Annotated in this window: 19 protein-coding genes; 7 read left to right on the top strand and 12 right to left on the bottom strand. The window is 67.2% G+C overall.

The annotated features are described in order from the left end of the window. The first annotated feature begins 34 nt into the window (after positions 1–34). Together mutM and mutY are read left to right on the top strand one after the other, a co-directional pair. A complete protein-coding gene (gene mutM / locus WS87_RS15590; protein WP_059526099.1) occupies positions 35–862 on the top strand; it encodes a bifunctional DNA-formamidopyrimidine glycosylase/DNA-(apurinic or apyrimidinic site) lyase in 828 nt (275 codons plus the stop codon). 37 nt (positions 863–899) lie between these two features. Beyond that, positions 900–2,006 (top strand): A/G-specific adenine glycosylase, encoded by a 1,107-nt coding sequence (mutY, locus tag WS87_RS15585; RefSeq protein ID WP_059819800.1) that lies wholly within the window; start codon positions 900–902, stop codon positions 2,004–2,006. 120 nt (positions 2,007–2,126) lie between these two features. On the opposite strand, the gene WS87_RS15580 is transcribed toward mutY, so the two are convergent. From WS87_RS15580 to kdsD, 11 genes are all read right to left on the bottom strand, one after another. Beyond that, entirely contained in the window at positions 2,127–2,762 is a 636-nt protein-coding gene (locus WS87_RS15580) for an LON peptidase substrate-binding domain-containing protein (protein WP_059526095.1), read from the bottom strand. A gap of 26 nt (positions 2,763–2,788) precedes the next feature. Next, positions 2,789–3,697, bottom strand: a complete 909-nt coding sequence (rapZ, locus tag WS87_RS15575) for an RNase adapter RapZ (protein WP_059526093.1) — start codon at positions 3,695–3,697, stop codon at positions 2,789–2,791. A gap of 77 nt (positions 3,698–3,774) precedes the next feature. Next, positions 3,775–4,743 (bottom strand): HPr(Ser) kinase/phosphatase, encoded by a 969-nt coding sequence (gene hprK / locus WS87_RS15570; protein WP_011353227.1) that lies wholly within the window; start codon positions 4,741–4,743, stop codon positions 3,775–3,777. Between the two features lie 119 nt (positions 4,744–4,862). After that, positions 4,863–5,402 carry a PTS sugar transporter subunit IIA gene (locus tag WS87_RS15565; protein ID WP_059526091.1) on the bottom strand — a complete coding sequence of 180 codons (540 nt, stop codon included), beginning with the start codon at positions 5,400–5,402 and terminating at the stop codon, positions 4,863–4,865. A gap of 169 nt (positions 5,403–5,571) precedes the next feature. Then, positions 5,572–5,931, bottom strand: coding sequence for a ribosome hibernation-promoting factor, HPF/YfiA family (gene hpf / locus WS87_RS15560; protein ID WP_006477786.1), 360 nt, complete (start codon positions 5,929–5,931; stop codon positions 5,572–5,574). Positions 5,932–6,090: 159 nt separating this feature from the next. Further along, positions 6,091–7,596, bottom strand: coding sequence for an RNA polymerase factor sigma-54 (locus tag WS87_RS15555; protein ID WP_059819799.1), 1,506 nt, complete (start codon positions 7,594–7,596; stop codon positions 6,091–6,093). 167 nt (positions 7,597–7,763) lie between these two features. After that, complete coding sequence (gene lptB, locus WS87_RS15550) at positions 7,764–8,540, bottom strand: LPS export ABC transporter ATP-binding protein (protein WP_021162599.1); 777 nt, start codon at positions 8,538–8,540, stop codon at positions 7,764–7,766. Beyond that, positions 8,537–9,202 (bottom strand): lipopolysaccharide transport periplasmic protein LptA, encoded by a 666-nt coding sequence (gene lptA, locus WS87_RS15545; RefSeq protein WP_059464489.1) that lies wholly within the window; start codon positions 9,200–9,202, stop codon positions 8,537–8,539. The genes lptB and lptA overlap by 4 nt, the downstream gene beginning before the upstream one ends. Positions 9,203–9,222: 20 nt before the next feature. Continuing rightward, positions 9,223–9,837 carry an LPS export ABC transporter periplasmic protein LptC gene (gene lptC / locus WS87_RS15540; protein ID WP_059451451.1) on the bottom strand — a complete coding sequence of 205 codons (615 nt, stop codon included), beginning with the start codon at positions 9,835–9,837 and terminating at the stop codon, positions 9,223–9,225. A gap of 3 nt (positions 9,838–9,840) precedes the next feature. Next, on the bottom strand, positions 9,841–10,377 hold the full coding sequence (locus WS87_RS15535; RefSeq protein ID WP_059819798.1) for a KdsC family phosphatase: 537 nt from the start codon (positions 10,375–10,377) through the stop codon (positions 9,841–9,843). After that, positions 10,377–11,360, bottom strand: coding sequence for an arabinose 5-phosphate isomerase KdsD (gene kdsD / locus WS87_RS15530; RefSeq protein ID WP_059526084.1), 984 nt, complete (start codon positions 11,358–11,360; stop codon positions 10,377–10,379). The genes WS87_RS15535 and kdsD overlap by 1 nt, the downstream gene beginning before the upstream one ends. Positions 11,361–11,485: 125 nt before the next feature. Here kdsD and WS87_RS15525 point away from each other — a divergent pair, with 125 nt between their 5' ends. The 5 genes from WS87_RS15525 to purU all read left to right on the top strand — a co-directional run bounded on the left by WS87_RS15525 (position 11,486) and on the right by purU (position 16,622). After that, positions 11,486–13,492, top strand: a complete 2,007-nt coding sequence (locus WS87_RS15525) for a monovalent cation:proton antiporter family protein (protein WP_059819992.1) — start codon at positions 11,486–11,488, stop codon at positions 13,490–13,492. Positions 13,493–13,570: 78 nt separating this feature from the next. Beyond that, complete coding sequence (locus WS87_RS15520; RefSeq protein WP_059526281.1) at positions 13,571–14,137, top strand: adenine phosphoribosyltransferase; 567 nt, start codon at positions 13,571–13,573, stop codon at positions 14,135–14,137. Between the two features lie 34 nt (positions 14,138–14,171). Continuing rightward, positions 14,172–14,786 (top strand): LysE family translocator, encoded by a 615-nt coding sequence (locus WS87_RS15515; RefSeq protein ID WP_059819797.1) that lies wholly within the window; start codon positions 14,172–14,174, stop codon positions 14,784–14,786. Positions 14,787–14,791: 5 nt separating this feature from the next. Then, a complete protein-coding gene (locus WS87_RS15510) occupies positions 14,792–15,649 on the top strand; it encodes an NUDIX hydrolase (protein WP_059819796.1) in 858 nt (285 codons plus the stop codon). An 88-nt stretch (positions 15,650–15,737) separates the two neighbouring features. Next, complete coding sequence (gene purU / locus WS87_RS15505) at positions 15,738–16,622, top strand: formyltetrahydrofolate deformylase (protein WP_059526077.1); 885 nt, start codon at positions 15,738–15,740, stop codon at positions 16,620–16,622. Between the two features lie 123 nt (positions 16,623–16,745). Here the strand turns inward: purU and WS87_RS15500 are convergent, their stop codons facing one another. Then, positions 16,746–17,828 (bottom strand): AI-2E family transporter, encoded by a 1,083-nt coding sequence (locus WS87_RS15500; protein ID WP_059819795.1) that lies wholly within the window; start codon positions 17,826–17,828, stop codon positions 16,746–16,748. Positions 17,829–17,965: the final 137 nt, after the last annotated feature.

Here is a 17,965-nt window from a genome sequence, read left to right as displayed (position 1 = left end):
CACGATCGTGAATCCAGTCTCAGACCCGCAAAACATGCCAGAGTTGCCAGAAGTCGAAGTCACGCGCCGGGGCATCGAGCCCTTTGTCGCGGGCCGCCGCGTCGAGCGTGTCGACGTCCGTACCGCGATGCTGCGCTGGCCCGTGCCGGCGGGGCTCGCCGAGCAATTGCGCGCGCGCGAGGTGCTCGCCGTCGAGCGTCGCGGCAAGTATCTGCTGTTCGAGGTCGACGCGGGCTGGTTCATCGTTCATCTCGGGATGACGGGCACATTGCGCGTGCTGCCCGCGGCCGGCGTGCCGGTCGCTGCCAAACACGATCACATCGACTGGATCTTCGACGAATTCGTGCTGCGGTTCCGCGATCCGCGCCGTTTCGGCGCGGTGCTGTGGCACCCGCGCGAAGCGGGCGACGTGCATGCACATCCGCTGCTCGCCAGCCTCGGCGTCGAGCCGTTCTCGCCGGCGTTCACCGGCGCGCTGCTGCACGCGCGCACGCGCGGCCGCACGGTGTCGGTCAAGCAGGCGCTGCTCGCGGGCGACATGGTCGTCGGCGTCGGCAACATCTATGCGTCGGAGAGCCTGTTTCGCGCGGGCATCCGGCCGACGACCGCCGCCGGCAAGGTGTCGCTGCCGCGCTACGAGCGGCTGGCCGACGCGGTGCGCGCGACCCTCGCCGACGCGATCGAGCGCGGCGGCAGCACGCTGCGCGATTTCGTCGGCAGCAACGGCGAAAGCGGCTATTTTCAGCTCGACTGCTTCGTCTACGATCGTGCAGGGCTGCCTTGCCGCGCATGCGGCACGCCGATCCGCCAGATCGTGCAGGGGCAGCGCTCGACCTATTTCTGCCCGACCTGTCAGCGTTGAGTCGCGCGTTGCAACCACTTTCCAAAGATTCGAACACTTGAAGCCGCCCCGCATTGCTCCCGCTCCGTTCCCCGTCACGCCGCTGCATCGCACGTTCGCCACGCGCCTGATCGCCTGGCAGCGCGTGCACGGCCGCCACGACCTGCCGTGGCAGAACACCCGCGATCCCTACTGGATCTGGCTGTCGGAAATCATGCTGCAGCAGACGCAGGTCTCGACCGTCGTCCCGTATTACGCGCGCTTTCTCGAGCGCTTTCCCGACGTCGCCGCGCTCGCGGCCGCGCCGTCCGACGACGTGATGGCGCTATGGGCCGGGCTCGGCTACTACTCGCGCGCGCGCAACCTGCATCGCTGCGCGCAGGTCGTCGTCGCCGAGCATGGCGGCGTATTCCCGTCGACGCCGGAGGCGCTCGCCGAACTGCCGGGCATCGGCCGTTCGACGGCCGCGGCGATTGCTTCGTTCGCGTACGGCGCGCGCGCGACGATCCTCGACGGCAACGTGAAGCGCGTGCTGGCGCGGGTGTTCGGCGTCGAAGGTTTTCCGGGCGAGAAGCGCGTCGAGAACGACATGTGGGCGCTTGCGGAATCGCTGCTGCCGGATGCCGCGAACGCGGCCGACGTGAGTGCCTATACGCAAGGGCTGATGGATCTCGGCGCGACGCTGTGCGTGCGTGGCAAGCCGGATTGCGCGCGCTGCCCGTTCGCGGGCGACTGCGTCGCGCAATCGACGGGGCGGCAGCGCGAACTGCCGGCCGCGCGGCCGAAGAGGGCCGTGCCGACGCGCAAGACCTGGATGCTCGTGCTGCGCGATGGCGACGCCGTGCTGCTCGAGCGGCGTCCGCCGGCCGGCATCTGGGGCGGCCTGTGGTGCCTGCCGCAGGCAGACGGCGATGCGGCACTCGCGGAACTCGCACGCGGCTTCGGCGGTGGCGGCCCGGTGCCGCTCGCGCCGTTCACGCACACGTTCACGCATTTCCGGCTCGAGATCGAGCCGCGGCTGAGCGATGTGGCCAACGGCGAGCAGCCGTTCACGCACGCGCAGGATGCCGAGACGGCGTGGGTGCCGTTGGCGGGGCTCGATGCGTACGGCGTGCCGGCGCCCGTGCGCAAGCTGCTCGATGCGTTGAGCGGGCCGCTGCTGTAAAGAACGGGGAAGGGCGCGGCGCTGACCGCGCTCACCGATGCGCCGGGCCGCAGCGGGTGTTTTGCCCGCCAGGATGATCCGCTCGGCGACGCTGCTGCGGCGCGCTTGGCCGACCGCGGCTTACAGCCATCCGTGCCGGTCGAGCACGTGGTGCACGGCATCGATCCGCGCGCCGACGTCCGGAAATTCCATCAATTTCTGCCGCGCACGCAGGTCGAGGGGCAGCAGTTCAGCGAGGCGGTTCGATACCCAGCTCGGGTCGTCGAGGCGGAACGGTTCGCCGAACGGCATCTTGTCCGGTTCGGATTTCTTCAGTGCTTCGATGATGCGCTCCAGCACTTCGGCACACGAGCCGAATTGCGCCAGCGCTTGTTCGCCTTCGAGCGGAATGTCGTCGGGCAACGGCTCCGCGATCCCGACCAGCAGCCCGTTGCCTTCGACGCGATACGACAGCAGCTCGAATCGCTGCGTGCCGATCGCCTGCAGGTACAGCATCCCGAACTCGCCGGTATCGCACTCGGTGATGCGCGCCATGCAGCCGATCGTCTCGGGCACCGACACGGCGCCGTCCTGCGCAACTTCGGGCCCGCTCTTCAGCAGGCACACGCCGAACGGCGCGTCGTCGCGCAGGCATGCGCGGGACATGTCGAGATAGCGCGCCTCGAACACCTTGAGCGGCAGCCAGCCGCCGGGGAACAGCACCGTGTGCAGCGGAAACAGCGGCAGGTCGATCAGGGTGGTCGATAGCGTGGACATGGCGCACCGGCAAGAGGGCGGTGTCGCTAAGGTCGTTCGACCTCGGCGACGAGCCGCGACGACGCGTCGACATCCACGGGCGCGTCACGATGCCGCACGATCACGTTCGCATCGTGCGCGAGGCGCGCGGCGAGCGTTTCCGCGATGAACACCGAGCGATGCTGACCGCCCGTGCAGCCGATGGCGACGGTCAGGTAGCTGCGGTTGTCTTCGCGAAAGTGCGGAAGCCATTTCGTCAGGAACGCATGGATGTCGTCGATCATCTGGTGGACGATCGGCAGTGCGTCGAGAAAGGCGATGACCGGCTGGTCCAGCCCGGTGAGCGGGCGCAGCTCATGGTCATAGTACGGGTTCGGCAGCGCGCGCACGTCGAACATCAGGTCGGCATCGAGCGGCACGCCGCGCTTGAAGCCGAACGACTCGAACATCACCATCAGGTCGTTGTTCTTCTGTTCGATGAAGCGCTTGACCCACGTGCGCAGCACGTTCGCGCGCAGCGTGCTGGTATCGATCTGGTGACCGAATTCGGCGAGCGGTGCGACCAGCTCGCGTTCGCGCTCGATCGCTTCCTCGAGCGAGGACAGCAGCCCGACGTTCGCGTCGTGGGACGGCGAGCCGGACAGTGGGTGGCGCCGGCGCGTTTCGGAGAAGCGCTGGATCAGTGCCTGCGTGCTCGCGTTGAGGAACAGCACGCGGACATCGTGCTCGAGCGACAGCGCGCGGATCAGGCCGGGCATTTCGTCCAGCGATGCGCTCGAACGCGCGTCGATCGCGACCGCGAGCCGGTGCTGGCCGCCGTCGGCCAGGTAGCGGGCGAGTTCGGGCAGCACGTGCGGCGGCAGGTTGTCGACGCAGTAGTAGCCTGCGTCTTCGAGCGCGTTCAGCGCGACGGACTTGCCTGAGCCGGAGATGCCGGTGATGAGGACGATGCGCATGGGAAGCAGAGAATCCTGACGTTTCATCATAGCACCGGCTCGACGCGTCGGCGCTGCGAGGCCGGCGCGTGGGAGCGTTACACGAGCTTGCCGGGGAACTGACTATCGGGATCTTGCATCGCGAGTCGTTGCCGATCCATGAAATCGCGCAACGTGTCGATTCCGCGCAACTGCAGGATCGTGTTCCGCACGGCCGCCTCGACGAGCACCGCGAGGTTGCGGCCGGCCGCCACCTGGATCGTGACCTTGCTGATCGGCAGGCCGAGCACGTCGACCGTCTGGCTTTCGAGCGGCAGGCGCTGGAATTCGCCGTCCGGGCGACGCACGAGCTGGACGATCAGTTTCAGCTTCATTTTCCGGCGCACCGCTGTTTCACCGAAGATCGTCTTGATGTCGAGCAGGCCGAGGCCACGCACTTCGAGCAGGTTCTGCAGCAGAGGCGGGCAGCGGCCTTCGACGAAATCGGGGCCAAGTCTGACGAAATCGACCGCGTCGTCGGCGACGAGGCCGTGGCCGCGGCTGATCAGCTCGAGGCCGAGTTCGCTCTTGCCGAGGCCCGAATCGCCGGTCAGCAGCACGCCCATCCCGAGGATGTCGATGAATACGCCGTGCAGCGTCGCGCGCGGCGCGAGGATCCGCGACATGTAGAGGCGCAGGCTGTCGATCACCGCAGCGGCCGACATCGGCGTCGTGAACAGCGGCGTGGACGAGCGCGTGCAGCGCAGCACGAGTTCGGGCGGTGCCGCGGCGCCGCCGGCGACGACGAGGAACGGTGGCTCGAGGGCGATCAGCTCGGCCATGTGGCGCGAGCGGTCTTCGTCGGTTTGCCGCTGGTAGTAGTCGATTTCGGCTTCGCCGAGCACCTGGATCCGGTTCGGGTGGATCAGGTTCAGGTGGCCGACGAGGTCGGCGCTCGACGTTGCGTTGCCGACGGTGTCGGCCGAAAAACCGCGCTCCCAGCCTTCATGCCCCGTCAGCCAGCTCAGTTTCAGCGTGGCCGCGTTGTCGTCGAAGATGCTCTGGGCGTTGATGCTGGACGTATCCATGACTCTCGTCACTCCAATGGGCCGGTGTTCAGGCGCGCGGCGACGGACGTCGCCATGCCGGGCGGCCCTGGAAGGCGGCGCGTGCCGCCTCGTACCGGAAAAATTCCGCCCGGATCAACTCAAGGTTGCCACTGAGTGAGCAGGCGATGCAACTCGGCGATATCCGTTTCGTTGTGCAGACGCTCGCGCGCGTCGCGATCGGACAGCAGTTGCGCGATTTCCGACAGGATCTCGAGGTGCTGCTGGGTGGCTTGCTCGGGGACGAGCAGGAAAATCAGGAGACCGACGGGCTGGCCGTCGGGGGCTTCGAACGGGATCGCGTCGGCGAGCCGGACGAACGCGGCGAGCGGGTGCTTGAGACCCTTGATGCGCCCGTGCGGAATCGCGACGCCTTCGCCGAGCCCGGTCGAGCCGAGGCGCTCGCGCGCGAACAGGTTGTCCGTGACGGTGCTGCGGGCGATGCCGTTCTGATTCTCGAACATCAGCCCGGCTTGTTCGAAGACGCGTTTCTTGCTGGTGACGGAGAGGTCGATGACGACGTTCTCTATGGGCAGGATTTTGGCTAGGCGATTCATGTTGGCAGGCGATTGGGCGGCCTGGGGTCTCCTTGCGGCGGCAGACTGATTTTCCATGTTCGGCGATATCAAGGCGTTCGGCATCGGAAACCTGCAAGGCAGCTACCGCACCCAACGCCCCCCGGCGATAACCGGAACATTATAGAGCACAGCCGCGCGCGTGGCGCGGCATGGACGGACCGGTCGCACCACTGCCGCTCGGACACAAAAAAAACGCCCGGCGAACCGGGCGGCGTGTGTATTGCGGTGAACGTTACTGCGGCGGCAGTTCGATCTGGTCGATCGACGGCTGCAGCTTGATCGGGTCGTGCGCATGGGTCTGCAGACGCTCCATGTGCTTGACGACCTGGCGATCCAGCTTGTCGATCAGCAGATCGATCGCAGCATACAGGTTGCCGTTCGCGCTTTCGACGAAGATGTCCTTGCCCTTCAGGTGCAGGTTGATTTCCGCGCGCTGCTGCTTGTCCTTTTCCTTGTGATTGTCGACCGAGAGGATCACAGTGCCATCGATCACCTGATCGCTATGCCGTAGCACCCGGTCCAGCTTGGTGATCACGTATTCGCGAATTGCAGGCGTGACTTCGAGATGATGTCCACTGATCTTCAGGTTCATAGTGCTTCTCCAAGCGAGTGACCACCCGGCCGCATCGAGGCGGCGCTCCGGTCGACTTGCCCCTGCCGCAGGTAGCGGCAAATTCGCGGACGAGTCGCCCGGCCTGTTCCCCGTGTGCGCGGTGGCCGGAACACGCCTGCCGCCGGGCAGGCAGCAGGCTTAAAGAGACTTGCGCAGATTCACTGCCGGGATTTTGAGGGCTTCGCGATACTTGGCAACCGTGCGGCGCGCGACCACGAATCCCTGTTCTGCCAGCAGCTCGGCAATGCGGCTGTCCGAAAGTGGCGATTTTGGGTCTTCAGCTCCTATCAGTTGCTTGATCAGGGCTCGGATGGCGGTCGACGATGCGGCGCCTCCGGTGTCGGTCGAAACGTGTGATCCGAAGAAGTACTTAAATTCAAGCGTCCCGAACGGGGTCAGCATGTACTTGCCTGTTGTCACACGGCTGACAGTCGACTCGTGTAGGCCCAGCGTATCAGCTATTTCCCGCAAAACCAAGGGGCGCATGGCAATTTCACCGTGCGCAAAGAAATTCTTCTGACGTTCGACAATAGCCTGCGCGACACGCAGGATCGTGTCGAATCGCTGCTGAATGTTCTTGATCAGCCAGCGTGCTTCCTGGAGCTGCTGTTTCAACGATCCGGCCGACGGATCGCCGCGGCTGTTGCGCAGGATGTTCGCGTACAGGTTGTTGATCCGCAGGCGCGGCATCACTTCCGGATTGAGTTCCGCGAGCCAGCCCTGGCCGGCCTTCTTCACGATGATGTCGGGCACGACGTAGTCGGCCTCGGCCTTGCCGTACGCGGCGCCGGGGAACGGCTCCAGCGAACGGATCAGCGCGTGCGCGTCGCGCAGCGCATCGTCGCTCGCCTTCAGGTGCTTGCGCAGCCGCGTGAAGTCGCGCGCGGCGAGCAGTTCGAGATGCTGCGACACGATCTCCAGCGCGAGCGTGCGCGTGGGGGACGGATCGAGGCGCAACAACTGCAGCTTCAGGCATTCCGACGCCGAGCGGGCCCCGACCCCGGCCGGATCGAAACTATGCAGCAGCGCGAGCGCCGCATTCAGTTCGTCGCAGTCGATTTCCAGTTCCGGCGGCAGGTCGGCGAGCACTTCGTCGAGCGAGGCGGTCAGGTAGCCGTCGTCGTCGAGCGATTCGATCAGGAACATCACGAGCGCGCGATCGCGCGGGCTGGCCTGCGTGACGCGCAATTGCGCGGACAGGTGGTCGCGCAGCGACGTCGCCGCTTCCTGCACCTGCAGCGGCGGGAGGTCGTCGTCGTCCGATGCGCCGCTGGAGCGGCCGAACTCGTCGAGATTCCACTGCGGGCCGTCACCGGTGTCACCCGATGCGTAGCTGTCGTATTCGTCGGCAGCGGCCGGCTCGTCGCGCTCGGCGCGATCGCTCGACTGGCTGCTGCCGTTCGCGGCACCTGGCTCGGTGTTCTGGCCGGGAGGCGTCTGCGCGATCAACGATCCGTCCGCCGCGACGCGCAGCGGGCTCGCGATCCATTCGTCATCGTTCTCGAGCAGCGGATTCTGCGCGACGGCCATCGCGACTTCCTGCTGCAGTTCGAGCGTCGACAGCTGCAGGAGCCGGATCGACTGCTGCAGTTGCGGCGTCAGTGCCAGGTGTTGCGACAGGCGGAGTTGAAGGCTGGCTTTCATGGCAGAGAGGGAGTCATACCGGCAGTTTGCCACGACCCAGGCGCCTTGAGCCATCCGCGATTACGCGCGGCGCGGCGTACGGCCGCAGGGGCCGCCGTGCGGGACGCGCGGGCGCGGCCCCACGCGGCGATGCCGGGCGCCGGAGCGGCGGCCAGCCACGGGGGAAGTTACATGCGGAAGTGTTCGCCGAGGTACACGCGGCGCACGCTTTCGTTTTCGATGATTTCGCTCGGCGCGCCGGCGGCGAGCACCGAACCGTCACTGATGATGTATGCGTGGTCGCAGATGCCGAGCGTTTCGCGGACGTTGTGATCGGTAATCAACACGCCGATATTACGCTGCTTCAGGAACTTGACGATCTTCTGGATCTCGAGCACCGCGATCGGGTCGACGCCTGCGAACGGTTCGTCGAGCAGGATGAAGTTCGGGTTGGTCGCCAGCGCGCGCGCGATCTCGACGCGACGGCGTTCGCCGCCCGACAGCGACAGCGCCGGGTTCTCGCGCAGATGGCCGATCTGCAGCTCGTCGAGCAGCGCCTCGGTGCGCGACGCGATCGCGTCCTTCGACAGCCGCTTGCCGTCTTCGCCGTGCTGCAGTTCGAGCACCGCGCGGATGTTTTCCTCGACGGTCAGCTTGCGGAACACCGATGCTTCCTGCGGCAGGTACGACAGGCCGAGCGACGCACGCTTGTGGATCGGCAGCAGGCTGATCGAGCTGCCGTTCAGCGAGATCTCGCCCGCGTCGAGCGGCACGAGGCCGACGATCATGTAGAACGACGTCGTCTTGCCGGCGCCGTTCGGGCCGAGCAGGCCGACGACTTCGCCGCTCTTCACGTCGAGCGACACGTCCTTGACGACCGTGCGCGAGCCGTAGCGTTTCTTCAGGTTGCGGACGACGAGCGAGCTCGTCGTGCCGGCCGGCTGGCGGTTCGGAAGCGCGTTCATTGGCCCGGCGCTCCCTGGATCGTGGTCGACGGCGACAGCTTCGCCGGCGCGCCGTTCAGCTGCCCGGGGCCGCCGTTCTTCGGCGACAGCATCGCGCGCACGCGGCCGTTCGGGTTGCCCGGCGCGGCGACGTCCTTGCCCCCCTTCGCGGTGTAGAAGTCGCGCTGGCCGTCGTACGTGATCACGCTGCCGTGCACGGTATCGGCGATCGTCGACGTGCCTTGCAGGCGGCGAACGGTCGCGGCGGTCGTCAGCGTCGTCAGGTCCTGCTTGCCGTCGTAGTCGATGCGCTCGGCGTCGCCGTCGATGTATTCGTCGAGACCTTCGCGCTTCTGGCGGAACGTCGCGTGCTTCTTGCCGCTGCCGAACGACGTCGCGTACTGATAGCCTTCGGGATCCTGGCGCACTTCGACGCGGTCGCCCTTGATGATGATCGTGCCTTTCGTGATCACGACGTTGCCGGTCGCGACCGTCACCTGCTTCAGGTCGTCATAGGTCAGGTTGTCGGCCTCGACGTTGATCGGCTTGTTCTGGTCGGCCTTCTCGGCATGGGCGAGCGGCGCCAGCCCGACGAGCGGGAGCGCCACGAGCGTCGCGGCGAGCGCGGCGCGGACGGCGCGCGCAGCGCCGCCGGAATTCTGTCGAGGGAACGGTTCGTTCATGCAGTCACGTGAGGGATGCGTCACCTGGATTGACCTTTCGAGCCGCCGGACGTGTCCGCAGCGGCGATCGTGCCGCGCACGTTGCCGTAAAGCTCGATGACCCGGGTGACGTTGTTGTACTTCATGCCGTCGGTCGCGTTGACGAGCGACAGGCCGCGCTGAAGTTTAACCGGCTTTTCGGTCTGGATCACATCGTCATTGACGAAGATCCGGAAATGCTGGGAATCGGCCTGCATCTGCGGATCGCCGCCGCCGGCCACGCGCAGGATGCGCGCGTCGTCGTACAAGTCGACGATCGACACGTCGCCGTTGACGGTGCCGCGCTTCGCGGTGGTCGTCACGACCGGCTTGCCGGGCTGGAATGCGCGCATGGCCGGATCGGTCAGGTCGCTGTTTTCGGTGTCTTCGTAATGGATCAGCTTCGCAGCCGTTAGGCGGTATTGCGTCGTGCCGGTCTGGTCGAGTTCGGTGACTGAGAAGTTGTCCGCGAAATAGTCGGGCGTGTGGCGCTTCGGCTGCACGGTGCCTTCGCCGGGCGGCGGCAGCGTCGCCTGCAGCAGCCACCACGTGATGCCCGCGAGTGCGGCGACCGCGACGAGCGGCAGCAACTGGGTCCAGCGGAAATGCGTGTTCATCCGTCAGGCTCCGCAGGCAGCCGCGAGCAGCGCGTCGTAGCGGCGCTGCGCGCGCAGGATCGCGTCGCAGACTTCGCGCACCGCGCCGTTGCCACCGCGGGCCTCGGCCACCCAGTGCGCGCGGGCGATCACCTCGGGGTGCGCGTTGGCCGGTGCCGTCGCGAAGCCGCAGCGCAGCATCACCGGCAGGTCGGGCCAGTCGTCGCCCATGTAGCCGGCGGCGTCGGCGGTGATGCCGAGCGACGCGATCAGGTCGTCGAACACGGCGAGCTTGTTCTCGACGCCCTGGAACAGATGCGCGATCTTCATTTCCTTCGCGCGGGCCGCGACGATTTCCGAGCGGCGGCCGGTGATGATCGCGGTCGCGATGCCGGCCTCGCCGAGCAGTTTCACGCCGTGGCCGTCGAGCGAATTGAACGACTTCATCGCGTCGCCTGCCGTGGTAAACAGCAGGCCGCCGTCGGTCAGCACACCGTCGACGTCGAAAATCATCAGCTTCACGCGGCTCGCGCGTTCGGCCGCAGTCAGCGCTGCGCTCATCAGATCACCTTCTTCGAAAACAGGTCGTGCATGTTCAGCGCGCCGATCAGCGCGCCGTCGGCATCGACCACCAGCATCTGGTTGATCCGGTGGCGCTCCATCAGTTCCACGGCTTCGACCGCGAGATGGTCGGGGCCGATCGTCCGCGGTTTGCGCGTCATCACGTCGACGATCGGCAGCGTGCGGAAATCGCCGTCGCGCGCCAGCACGCGGCGCAGGTCGCCGTCGGTGAAGATGCCGGCCACGCGGCCGTCGGCGTCGACCACGGCGGTCATGCCCAGCCGCTTCGCGGTGATCTGGAACAGTGCGTCCGACAACGTCGCGTCGAGCCCGACGCGCGGAATGTCGTCGCCCGAGCGCATTACGTCGCGCACGTGGGTGAGCAGGCGCCGGCCGAGCGCGCCGCCCGGATGCGAGCGCGCGAAATCCTCGGAGCCGAAGCCGCGCGCGTCGAGCACCGCGACGGCGAGCGCATCGCCGAGCGCGAGCGCGGCGGTCGTGCTCGCGGTGGGGGCGAGGTTCAGCGGGCAGGCTTCCTTCGAGACCGCGGCGTTCAGGTTCACGTCGGCGAGCGTGCCGAGGCTCGACTCCGCACGGCCCGTGATCGCGATCAGCTTCGCGCCGATCCGCTTCACGAGCGGCAGGATCGCGACGAGTTCTTCCGACTCGCCGGAATAGGAGATGCCGATGAAGACGTCGTCCGACGTGACCATGCCGAGGTCGCCGTGGCTGGCCTCGGCCGGGTGGACGAAGAAGGCCGGCGTGCCGGTGCTCGCCAGCGTGGCCGCGATCTTGCGGGCGATATGCCCCGATTTGCCGATGCCGGAGACGACGACGCGGCCGCGGCAGCCGAGCAGCAGCGCGACGGCCTGGACGAAGTCGCCGTCGAGCTGGTCGCGCAGCGCGCGCACGGCGTCCGCCTCGATGTCGAGCACGTCGCGGGCGAGCGCGAGCGCCCGATCATCATTGATTTTCGCTATCATGCGCGGAGTATAGCAAAGGCGTTTGTTCGCCGCGCCGCGCCTTCGGACTCGTCCGATGCCGCTTGCCCACCGCCACCACCCGCGCCCGCATTGCCGTGGCCCCGACGAACGAGGACGCTTCGCCCGTGATTTCCCCGCTCGAAATGACCCTGCTGCTGCTGCTGGCCTCGGTGGTGGGCGTCGTCGTATTTCGCTCGTTGAACCTGCCGCCGATGCTCGGCTACCTGACCGTCGGCATCCTGGTCGGGCCGCACGCGTTCGGCGTCGCCGCGGATCTGGAGCGGGCCGAGCATCTCGCGGAATTCGGCGTGGTGTTCCTGATGTTCTCGATCGGCCTCGAATTCTCGCTCGCGAAGCTGCGGGCGATGCAGCGGCTCGTGTTCGGGCTGGGCCTCCTGCAGGTGGTCGCGACGCTCGTGCTCGCGCTGGCGCTCGGCATGCTGTTCGAGCGCTGGGTGCACATCACGTGGCAGGGCTGCATCGCGCTCGGCGGCGCGCTCGCGATGTCCTCGACGGCGATCGTGTCGAAGATGCTCGCCGAGCGGCTCGAGATCGAGACCGCGCACGGCCGCAACATCTTCGGCGTGCTGCTGTTCCAGGATCTGGCCGTGGTGCCGCTGCTGATCGTGATCGCCGCGTTCGGCGCCGAGTCGTCGAAGGATCTCGCGCTCACGCTCGGTTTCGCGGCGGTCAAGATCGTGATCGCGCTGGCGCTGCTGCTGATCGTCGGGCAGCGTTTCATGACGCGCTGGCTCAACGTCGTCGCGCGGCGCCGCTCGCAGGAGCTGTTCGTGCTGAACCTGCTGCTCGTCACGCTCGGCGCCGCGTTCATCACCGACCGCTTCGGCCTGTCGCTCGCGCTCGGCGCGTTCATCGCGGGCATGCTGATCTCCGAGACGCCGTTCCGCCATCAGGTGGAGGAAGACATCAAGCCGTTCCGCGACGTGCTGCTCGGCCTGTTCTTCGTGACGACCGGGATGCTGCTCGATCCGCGCGTGATCTGGGAGCATCCGTTGCTCGTGTTCGGCTTCTTCGTCGGGCAGATCCTGTTCAAGGGGACGATGATCGCGGGCCTCGCGCGGCTGTTCGGCGCGACACCGGGCGTCGCGATGCGCACCGGCATCGGCCTCGCGCAGGCCGGCGAATTCGGCTTCGTGCTGCTGAACCTGATCCTCGACCGGCATCTCGTCGATTCGACGCTGCTGCAGGCGATCCTCGCGTCGATGCTGCTGTCGATGCTCGCCGCGCCGTTCCTGATCCAGAACGCCGACCGGATCGTGATGCGGCTGTCGTCGACGGAATGGATGCAGCAGTCGCTGCAGATGACGCGGATCGCGACGCAAAGCCTCAAGCAGCGCGGCCACGTGATCATCTGCGGCTACGGCCGCGCGGGGCAGAACCTCGCGCGCATGCTCGAGCAGGAAGGCATTTCGTACGTCGCGCTGGACCTCGACCCCGATCGCGTGAGTGCGGCCGCGACGGCCGGCGAATCGGTCGTGTTCGGCGACGCGGCGCGCCGGGAGTCGCTGCTCGCGGCCGGTATCCATCGCGCGGCGGCCGTCGCGATCACGTATGCGAACACGCCGTCTGCGCTACGCGTGCTGCATCACGTGCACGAGCTGGAGCCGACGCTGCCGGCGATCGTGCGCACGGTCGACGACGCCGATCTCGAGAAGCTGCTCGCGGCCGGCGCGACCGAGGTGATCCCGGAGATCGTCGAGGGCAGCCTGATGCTCGCGTCGCATACGCTGGTGCTGGTCGGCGTGCCGATGCGCAAGGTCGTGCGGCGCGTCGAGGAGATGCGCGACGAGCGCTACAGCCTGTTGCGCGGCTATTTCCGCGGCGCGGACGATGCGGACGACGACGATCACGAGCAGGTGCGGCTACAATCGGTGCCGGTCGATGCGCGCGCGGACGCGGTCGGGCGCTCGCTGGAGGAGCTCGGGCTGTATGCGCTCGGGCTGGAAGTCACGGCGATCCGCCGGCACGGCATCCGCGGCGTCGAGCCCGACCCGCAGACCAAGCTGCGCGCGAGCGACATCGTCGTACTGCGCGGGCTGCCCGAGGCGCTCGCGCTTGCGGAGGAGCGGCTGTCGCGCCATCGGCGCGAGCCGCCGGCCGCGGTCGCCTGAGTCGCGATTCGATAACCTGACCCGTATTTGTTCGAAACGGTGCCCGATCTTCGCGCACCGTTTTTTTCGGAGAGTTTCATGCCGCATTCGTCGTCGGGCGCACCGCTCGATCCGGTCGCCTTCATCCACAGCCAGATCCGCACCGTGCCCGACTGGCCGCAGCCGGGCGTGATGTTCCGCGACATCACGACGCTGCTGCAGAGCCCGAAGGCGCTGCGCATCCTCGTCGACCTGTTCGTCGAACGCTATGTCGATGCGAAGCTCGACTACGTCGCGGGGCTCGACGCGCGCGGCTTCATCATCGCGCCGATCGTCGCGTACGAATTGAGCGTCGGCTTCGTGCCGATCCGCAAGGTCGGCAAACTGCCGTACAAGACGTGCTCGGAGTCGTACGACCTCGAATACGGCAGCGCGACCGTCGAGATCCACGAAGACGCGTGCCGCGCCGGCGACCGCGTGATCATCATGGACGACCTGATCGCCACCGGCGGCACGATGATGGCGGGGCGCAACCTGCTGCAGCGGCTCGGCGCGGTCGTCGTCGAAGGTGCGGCGATCATCGATCTGCCCGATCTCGGCGGCTCGACGCTGCTGCGCAACGCGGGGCTGCCCGTCTATACCGTCACCGAATTCGCCGGCCACTGAACCACTGGACGCCGGCCCACGCCGCGAGGTCACGATGCCCAACTTCATGCTGTTTCTCGCCACGTCGATCGCGATCACGTTCGCGCCGGGTCCCGACAACCTGCAGGTGCTCGCGCGCGGCATCTCGCAGGGCCGCGCGGCCGGCTTCGTCGCCGCGCTCGGCTTCACGGCCGGGATCCTGTTCCATACGACGCTCGCGGCGCTCGGCGTCGCGGCCGTGCTGCGCTCGTCGCCGGTCGCGTTCCAGATACTGAAGCTCGCGGGCGCCGCGTACCTCGTGTGGATCGGCATCAAGGCGCTGCGCAGCCAAGGGCTCGCGAACGCGCACGAGCGTCCGCCGCAGCCGCTTGGCGCGATCTTCCGGCAGAGCGTGATCGGCAACCTGATGAATCCGAAGGTCACGCTGTTCTTCGTCGTGTTCCTGCCGCAGTTCGTCGATCCGCACGGCGCGCAGGCCGTGACGCTGCAGATGTTCGAGCTCGGCGCGCTGTTCATGCTGCAGACGGCCGTGGTGTTCTCGCTGTTCGGCGTCGGCGCGGGCGCGATCGGCACATGGCTGAAGCGCCGCCCGAAGGCCGGCGTGTGGCTCGACCGCATCGCCGGCGCGACCTTCATCGCGATCGGCATCCGCGTCGCGCTGAAGGACTGAACCCGATGACGTTTCCGTGCATCGCGGCCGCGCGCCGCTTCGATCCGGCCGCGCATCTGCGTTTCGAGATCGCCGGCGAGCAGGTCGGCTGGGTGCGTCGCCAGGACGTCGCGAAGCTCGCCCGCTGGCCCGACGTGTTCGAGCTGACCGACGCGCGCGTCGTGCTGTCGACGCGTTACGACACGGTCGACGCGCGCAGCATGGCGCTCGCGAGCGCGATCGGCGCGCTTGCGGCCGAGGGCGCGATTCCGGGCTGGCGCGACGAGATCTACGCGATCCGCAACCGCTTCGACGATCCGCCGCTCGCGTATATCGAACGCGCCGCGTCGCGCTTCTTCGGCACGCAGACCTATGCGGTGCACCTGAACGGCATCGTAGAATATGCGGTTGCGCCGGGCGAGCCGGCCGTGCCGGGGATGTGGCTCGGCCGCCGCAGCGCGACCAAGGCCACCGATCCCGGCATGCTCGACAACGTCGTCGCGGGCGGCATCGGCTGGGGCCTGGGCGTTCACGAGACGCTCACGAAGGAATGCTGGGAAGAGGCCGGCATGCCGGCCGAACTGGCGGCGCGCGCGATCGCGGGCCGGGCGGTGCAGGTGCTGTGCTCGCTGCCGGAAGGCACGCAGTCCGAACTGATCTTCGTGTACGACCTGCCGCTGCCGCGCGACTTCGCGCCGCACAACCAGGATGGCGAAGTGGCCGAGCACCTGCTGGCCGGTGTGTCCGAGGTGATCGGCTGGCTGCGCGAAGGCCGCGCGACGATGGATGCGAGCCTCGCGATGCTCGACACGCTGCTGCGCCATCGCTGGCTCCCGGCGGCCGACGCGGCGGGCATCGACGCGCTGTTCGCGCCGGCCGCGTAACGCGCAGCACGCCGGCCCGGGCTCGGGCATGAGCGCGGCCGAACGAACGGCCTATTTGACGAATACCGAAACGAAGGGAGTAGCGGTCATGTCGACCGATCACAGCTTTATCTTGAAACTGTCGTGCCCCGACCGGCACGGCATCGTCCACGCGGTCTCGGGCTTCCTGTTCGAGCGCGCCAACAACATCCTCGATTCGGCGCAGTTCGGCGACAGCCGCACCGGCGAGTTCTTCATGCGCGTGCACTTCGTGCAGGACGGTGGCGGCGCGGATGCCGCGTCGGCGCTCGACACGCTTCGCAACGAATTCGCGCCGCTCGCCGAGCAGTTCGCGATGCGCTGGGAGATGCACGACGCGGCCGTGAAGCCGCGCGTCGTGATCATGGTGTCGAAGATCGGCCACTGCCTGAACGACCTGCTGTTCCGCTACCGCACCGGCCAGCTGCCGATCGAGATCCCGGCGATCGTGTCGAACCACAAGGAGTTCTACCAGCTCGCCGCGAGCTACAACATCCCGTTCCATCACTTCCCGCTCGTCGGCGGTTCGTCCGATGCGGCGAAGGCCGCGCAGGAAGCGCGCGTGCTCGAAGTGATCGACGAACACCAGGCCGATCTCGTCGTGCTCGCGCGCTACATGCAGATCCTGTCGCCGAACATGTGCCAGCAGCTCGCCGGCCGCGCGATCAACATCCACCATTCGTTCCTGCCGAGCTTCAAGGGCGCGAAGCCGTACTACCAGGCATTCGACCGCGGCGTGAAGCTGATCGGCGCGACCGCGCACTACGTGACGACCGATCTCGACGAAGGCCCGATCATCGAGCAGGAAGTCGAGCGCGTCGATCACAGCATGACGCCCGACCAGCTCACCGCGATCGGCCGCGACGTCGAGTGCGTGACGCTCGCGCGCGCCGTGAAGTGGCACGTCGAGCACCGGATCGTGCTGAACGGGACGAAGACGGTCGTGTTCCGCTGACCGGCGGCTCGGGGCGGCTATCGGCCGTCCGGCCCGCTGGCCCGCATGCAAAAACGCCGCGCCCTTGACGGGGCGCGGCGTTTTTTTTCGTGTGAGGCGCGCGACGCGCCGGGGCGGGGGGCGTCAGATCAGCCGCAGCATGTACAGCTCGCGCTTCAGGTACGCATAGAAGATCGGCGCGGCGATCACGCCCGGCAGCCCGAATGCGGCTTCCATGATCAGCATCGCGAGCAGCAGCTCCCACGCGCGCGACTCGATCTGGCCGCCGATGATCTTCGCGTTCAGGAAGTATTCGAACTTGTGGATCACGACGAGGAACGCGAGCGACGCGATCGCGGTGCCCATGCTGACCGACAGCGACACCGCGACGATCAGCGTGTTCGAGATCAGGTTGCCGATCACCGGCAGCAGGCCGACGATGAACGTGACGAGCACGAGCGTCTTCGACAGCGGCAACCGCTGGTGGAAGATCGGCAGCGCGACGAGCAGGTAGATGCCGGTGAAGGCCGCGTTGATCGCCGAGATCTTGATCTGCGCGAACACGATCCGGCGGAACGATTCGGCAAAGCGCGACACGCGCGTGACGAGCGCGGTCGACAGCGGCCGGCGCACCTTGCCGTGCTCGACGCCGATCGCGATCATCGCGCCGATGATCATCCCGAACAGCACGTGGCCGAAGCCGCGCGCGACGCTCTTGCCGCCTTGCTGGAGCTGGTCCATGTGCGAGTGCATCAGCAGCGCCGCCTTGGTCTTCATCTGTTCGACGTCGACCGGCAGCAGGCTCGCGATCCAGGACGGCGTGCGGGCGCGGGTCTGCTCGACGATCTGCATCAGCTGGTCGAGCAGGCTCTGCAGGTTCGGCACCGTGTGCTCGAAGTGCTCGATGATGCCGATCGTCAGGCCCGTGAGCCCGCCGACGATGGCGATCGACAGCAGCACGACGGCGACCCAGCGCGCCCGCATGCTCGTGGTGTGGCGTTCGACCACCGGGGCGATCGTGTGGATCAGCTGATAGACCAGCATGCCGGCCAGCAGCCCGCCCAGCAGCTTCAGTTCGATGACGAGCACCATCGCGACGAGGGCGAACAGGTAGCTGCCGATCTCGATTGCCGACAGCTTCGGCAGGCTGAAGTCGCTCGTCAGCCGCACGCTGCGCAGGTGCGGCTCGCGGTTCTGCGCGTCGCGCGACTCTTGTTGCTTCTCCATCGTGGATTCCTGTCGTTCGTGTGTCGCGCCGCGCGGTGGGCGGCAGGACGGCGGTCGCCCGGTGCCGCACCGGATTGGTGCGGATGGCGAACCTTACGACCGTAAAGTATAGCTGCCATTATGGTCCGCCACGGGGC

This window comes from Burkholderia sp. MSMB0856, assembly GCF_001524645.2.
In the GTDB taxonomy this organism is placed as follows: Bacteria; Pseudomonadota; Gammaproteobacteria; order Burkholderiales; family Burkholderiaceae; genus Burkholderia; species Burkholderia diffusa.
Note: the sequence above shows the minus strand (reverse complement) of the source record. Positions and strands in the feature narration are given on the sequence as shown.

Coding starts and splice junctions, on each gene's coding strand:
- lptB (WP_021162599.1), bottom strand. CDS start 8,540: ATGAACGCGCTTCCGAACCGCCAGCCGGCCGGCACGACGAGCTCGCTC.
- mutM (WP_059526099.1), top strand. CDS start 35: ATGCCAGAGTTGCCAGAAGTCGAAGTCACGCGCCGGGGCATCGAGCCC.
- hprK (WP_011353227.1), bottom strand. CDS start 4,743: ATGGATACGTCCAGCATCAACGCCCAGAGCATCTTCGACGACAACGCG.
- WS87_RS15510 (WP_059819796.1), top strand. CDS start 14,792: ATGACGTTTCCGTGCATCGCGGCCGCGCGCCGCTTCGATCCGGCCGCG.
- kdsD (WP_059526084.1), bottom strand. CDS start 11,360: ATGATAGCGAAAATCAATGATGATCGGGCGCTCGCGCTCGCCCGCGAC.
- WS87_RS15520 (WP_059526281.1), top strand. CDS start 13,571: ATGCCGCATTCGTCGTCGGGCGCACCGCTCGATCCGGTCGCCTTCATC.
- WS87_RS15515 (WP_059819797.1), top strand. CDS start 14,172: ATGCCCAACTTCATGCTGTTTCTCGCCACGTCGATCGCGATCACGTTC.
- WS87_RS15565 (WP_059526091.1), bottom strand. CDS start 5,402: ATGCCGAACGCCTTGATATCGCCGAACATGGAAAATCAGTCTGCCGCC.
- WS87_RS15580 (WP_059526095.1), bottom strand. CDS start 2,762: ATGTCCACGCTATCGACCACCCTGATCGACCTGCCGCTGTTTCCGCTG.
- lptC (WP_059451451.1), bottom strand. CDS start 9,837: ATGAACACGCATTTCCGCTGGACCCAGTTGCTGCCGCTCGTCGCGGTC.
- WS87_RS15535 (WP_059819798.1), bottom strand. CDS start 10,377: ATGAGCGCAGCGCTGACTGCGGCCGAACGCGCGAGCCGCGTGAAGCTG.
- lptA (WP_059464489.1), bottom strand. CDS start 9,202: ATGAACGAACCGTTCCCTCGACAGAATTCCGGCGGCGCTGCGCGCGCC.
- WS87_RS15500 (WP_059819795.1), bottom strand. CDS start 17,828: ATGGAGAAGCAACAAGAGTCGCGCGACGCGCAGAACCGCGAGCCGCAC.
- WS87_RS15555 (WP_059819799.1), bottom strand. CDS start 7,596: ATGAAAGCCAGCCTTCAACTCCGCCTGTCGCAACACCTGGCACTGACG.
- rapZ (WP_059526093.1), bottom strand. CDS start 3,697: ATGCGCATCGTCCTCATCACCGGCATCTCCGGCTCAGGCAAGTCCGTC.
- hpf (WP_006477786.1), bottom strand. CDS start 5,931: ATGAACCTGAAGATCAGTGGACATCATCTCGAAGTCACGCCTGCAATT.
- purU (WP_059526077.1), top strand. CDS start 15,738: ATGTCGACCGATCACAGCTTTATCTTGAAACTGTCGTGCCCCGACCGG.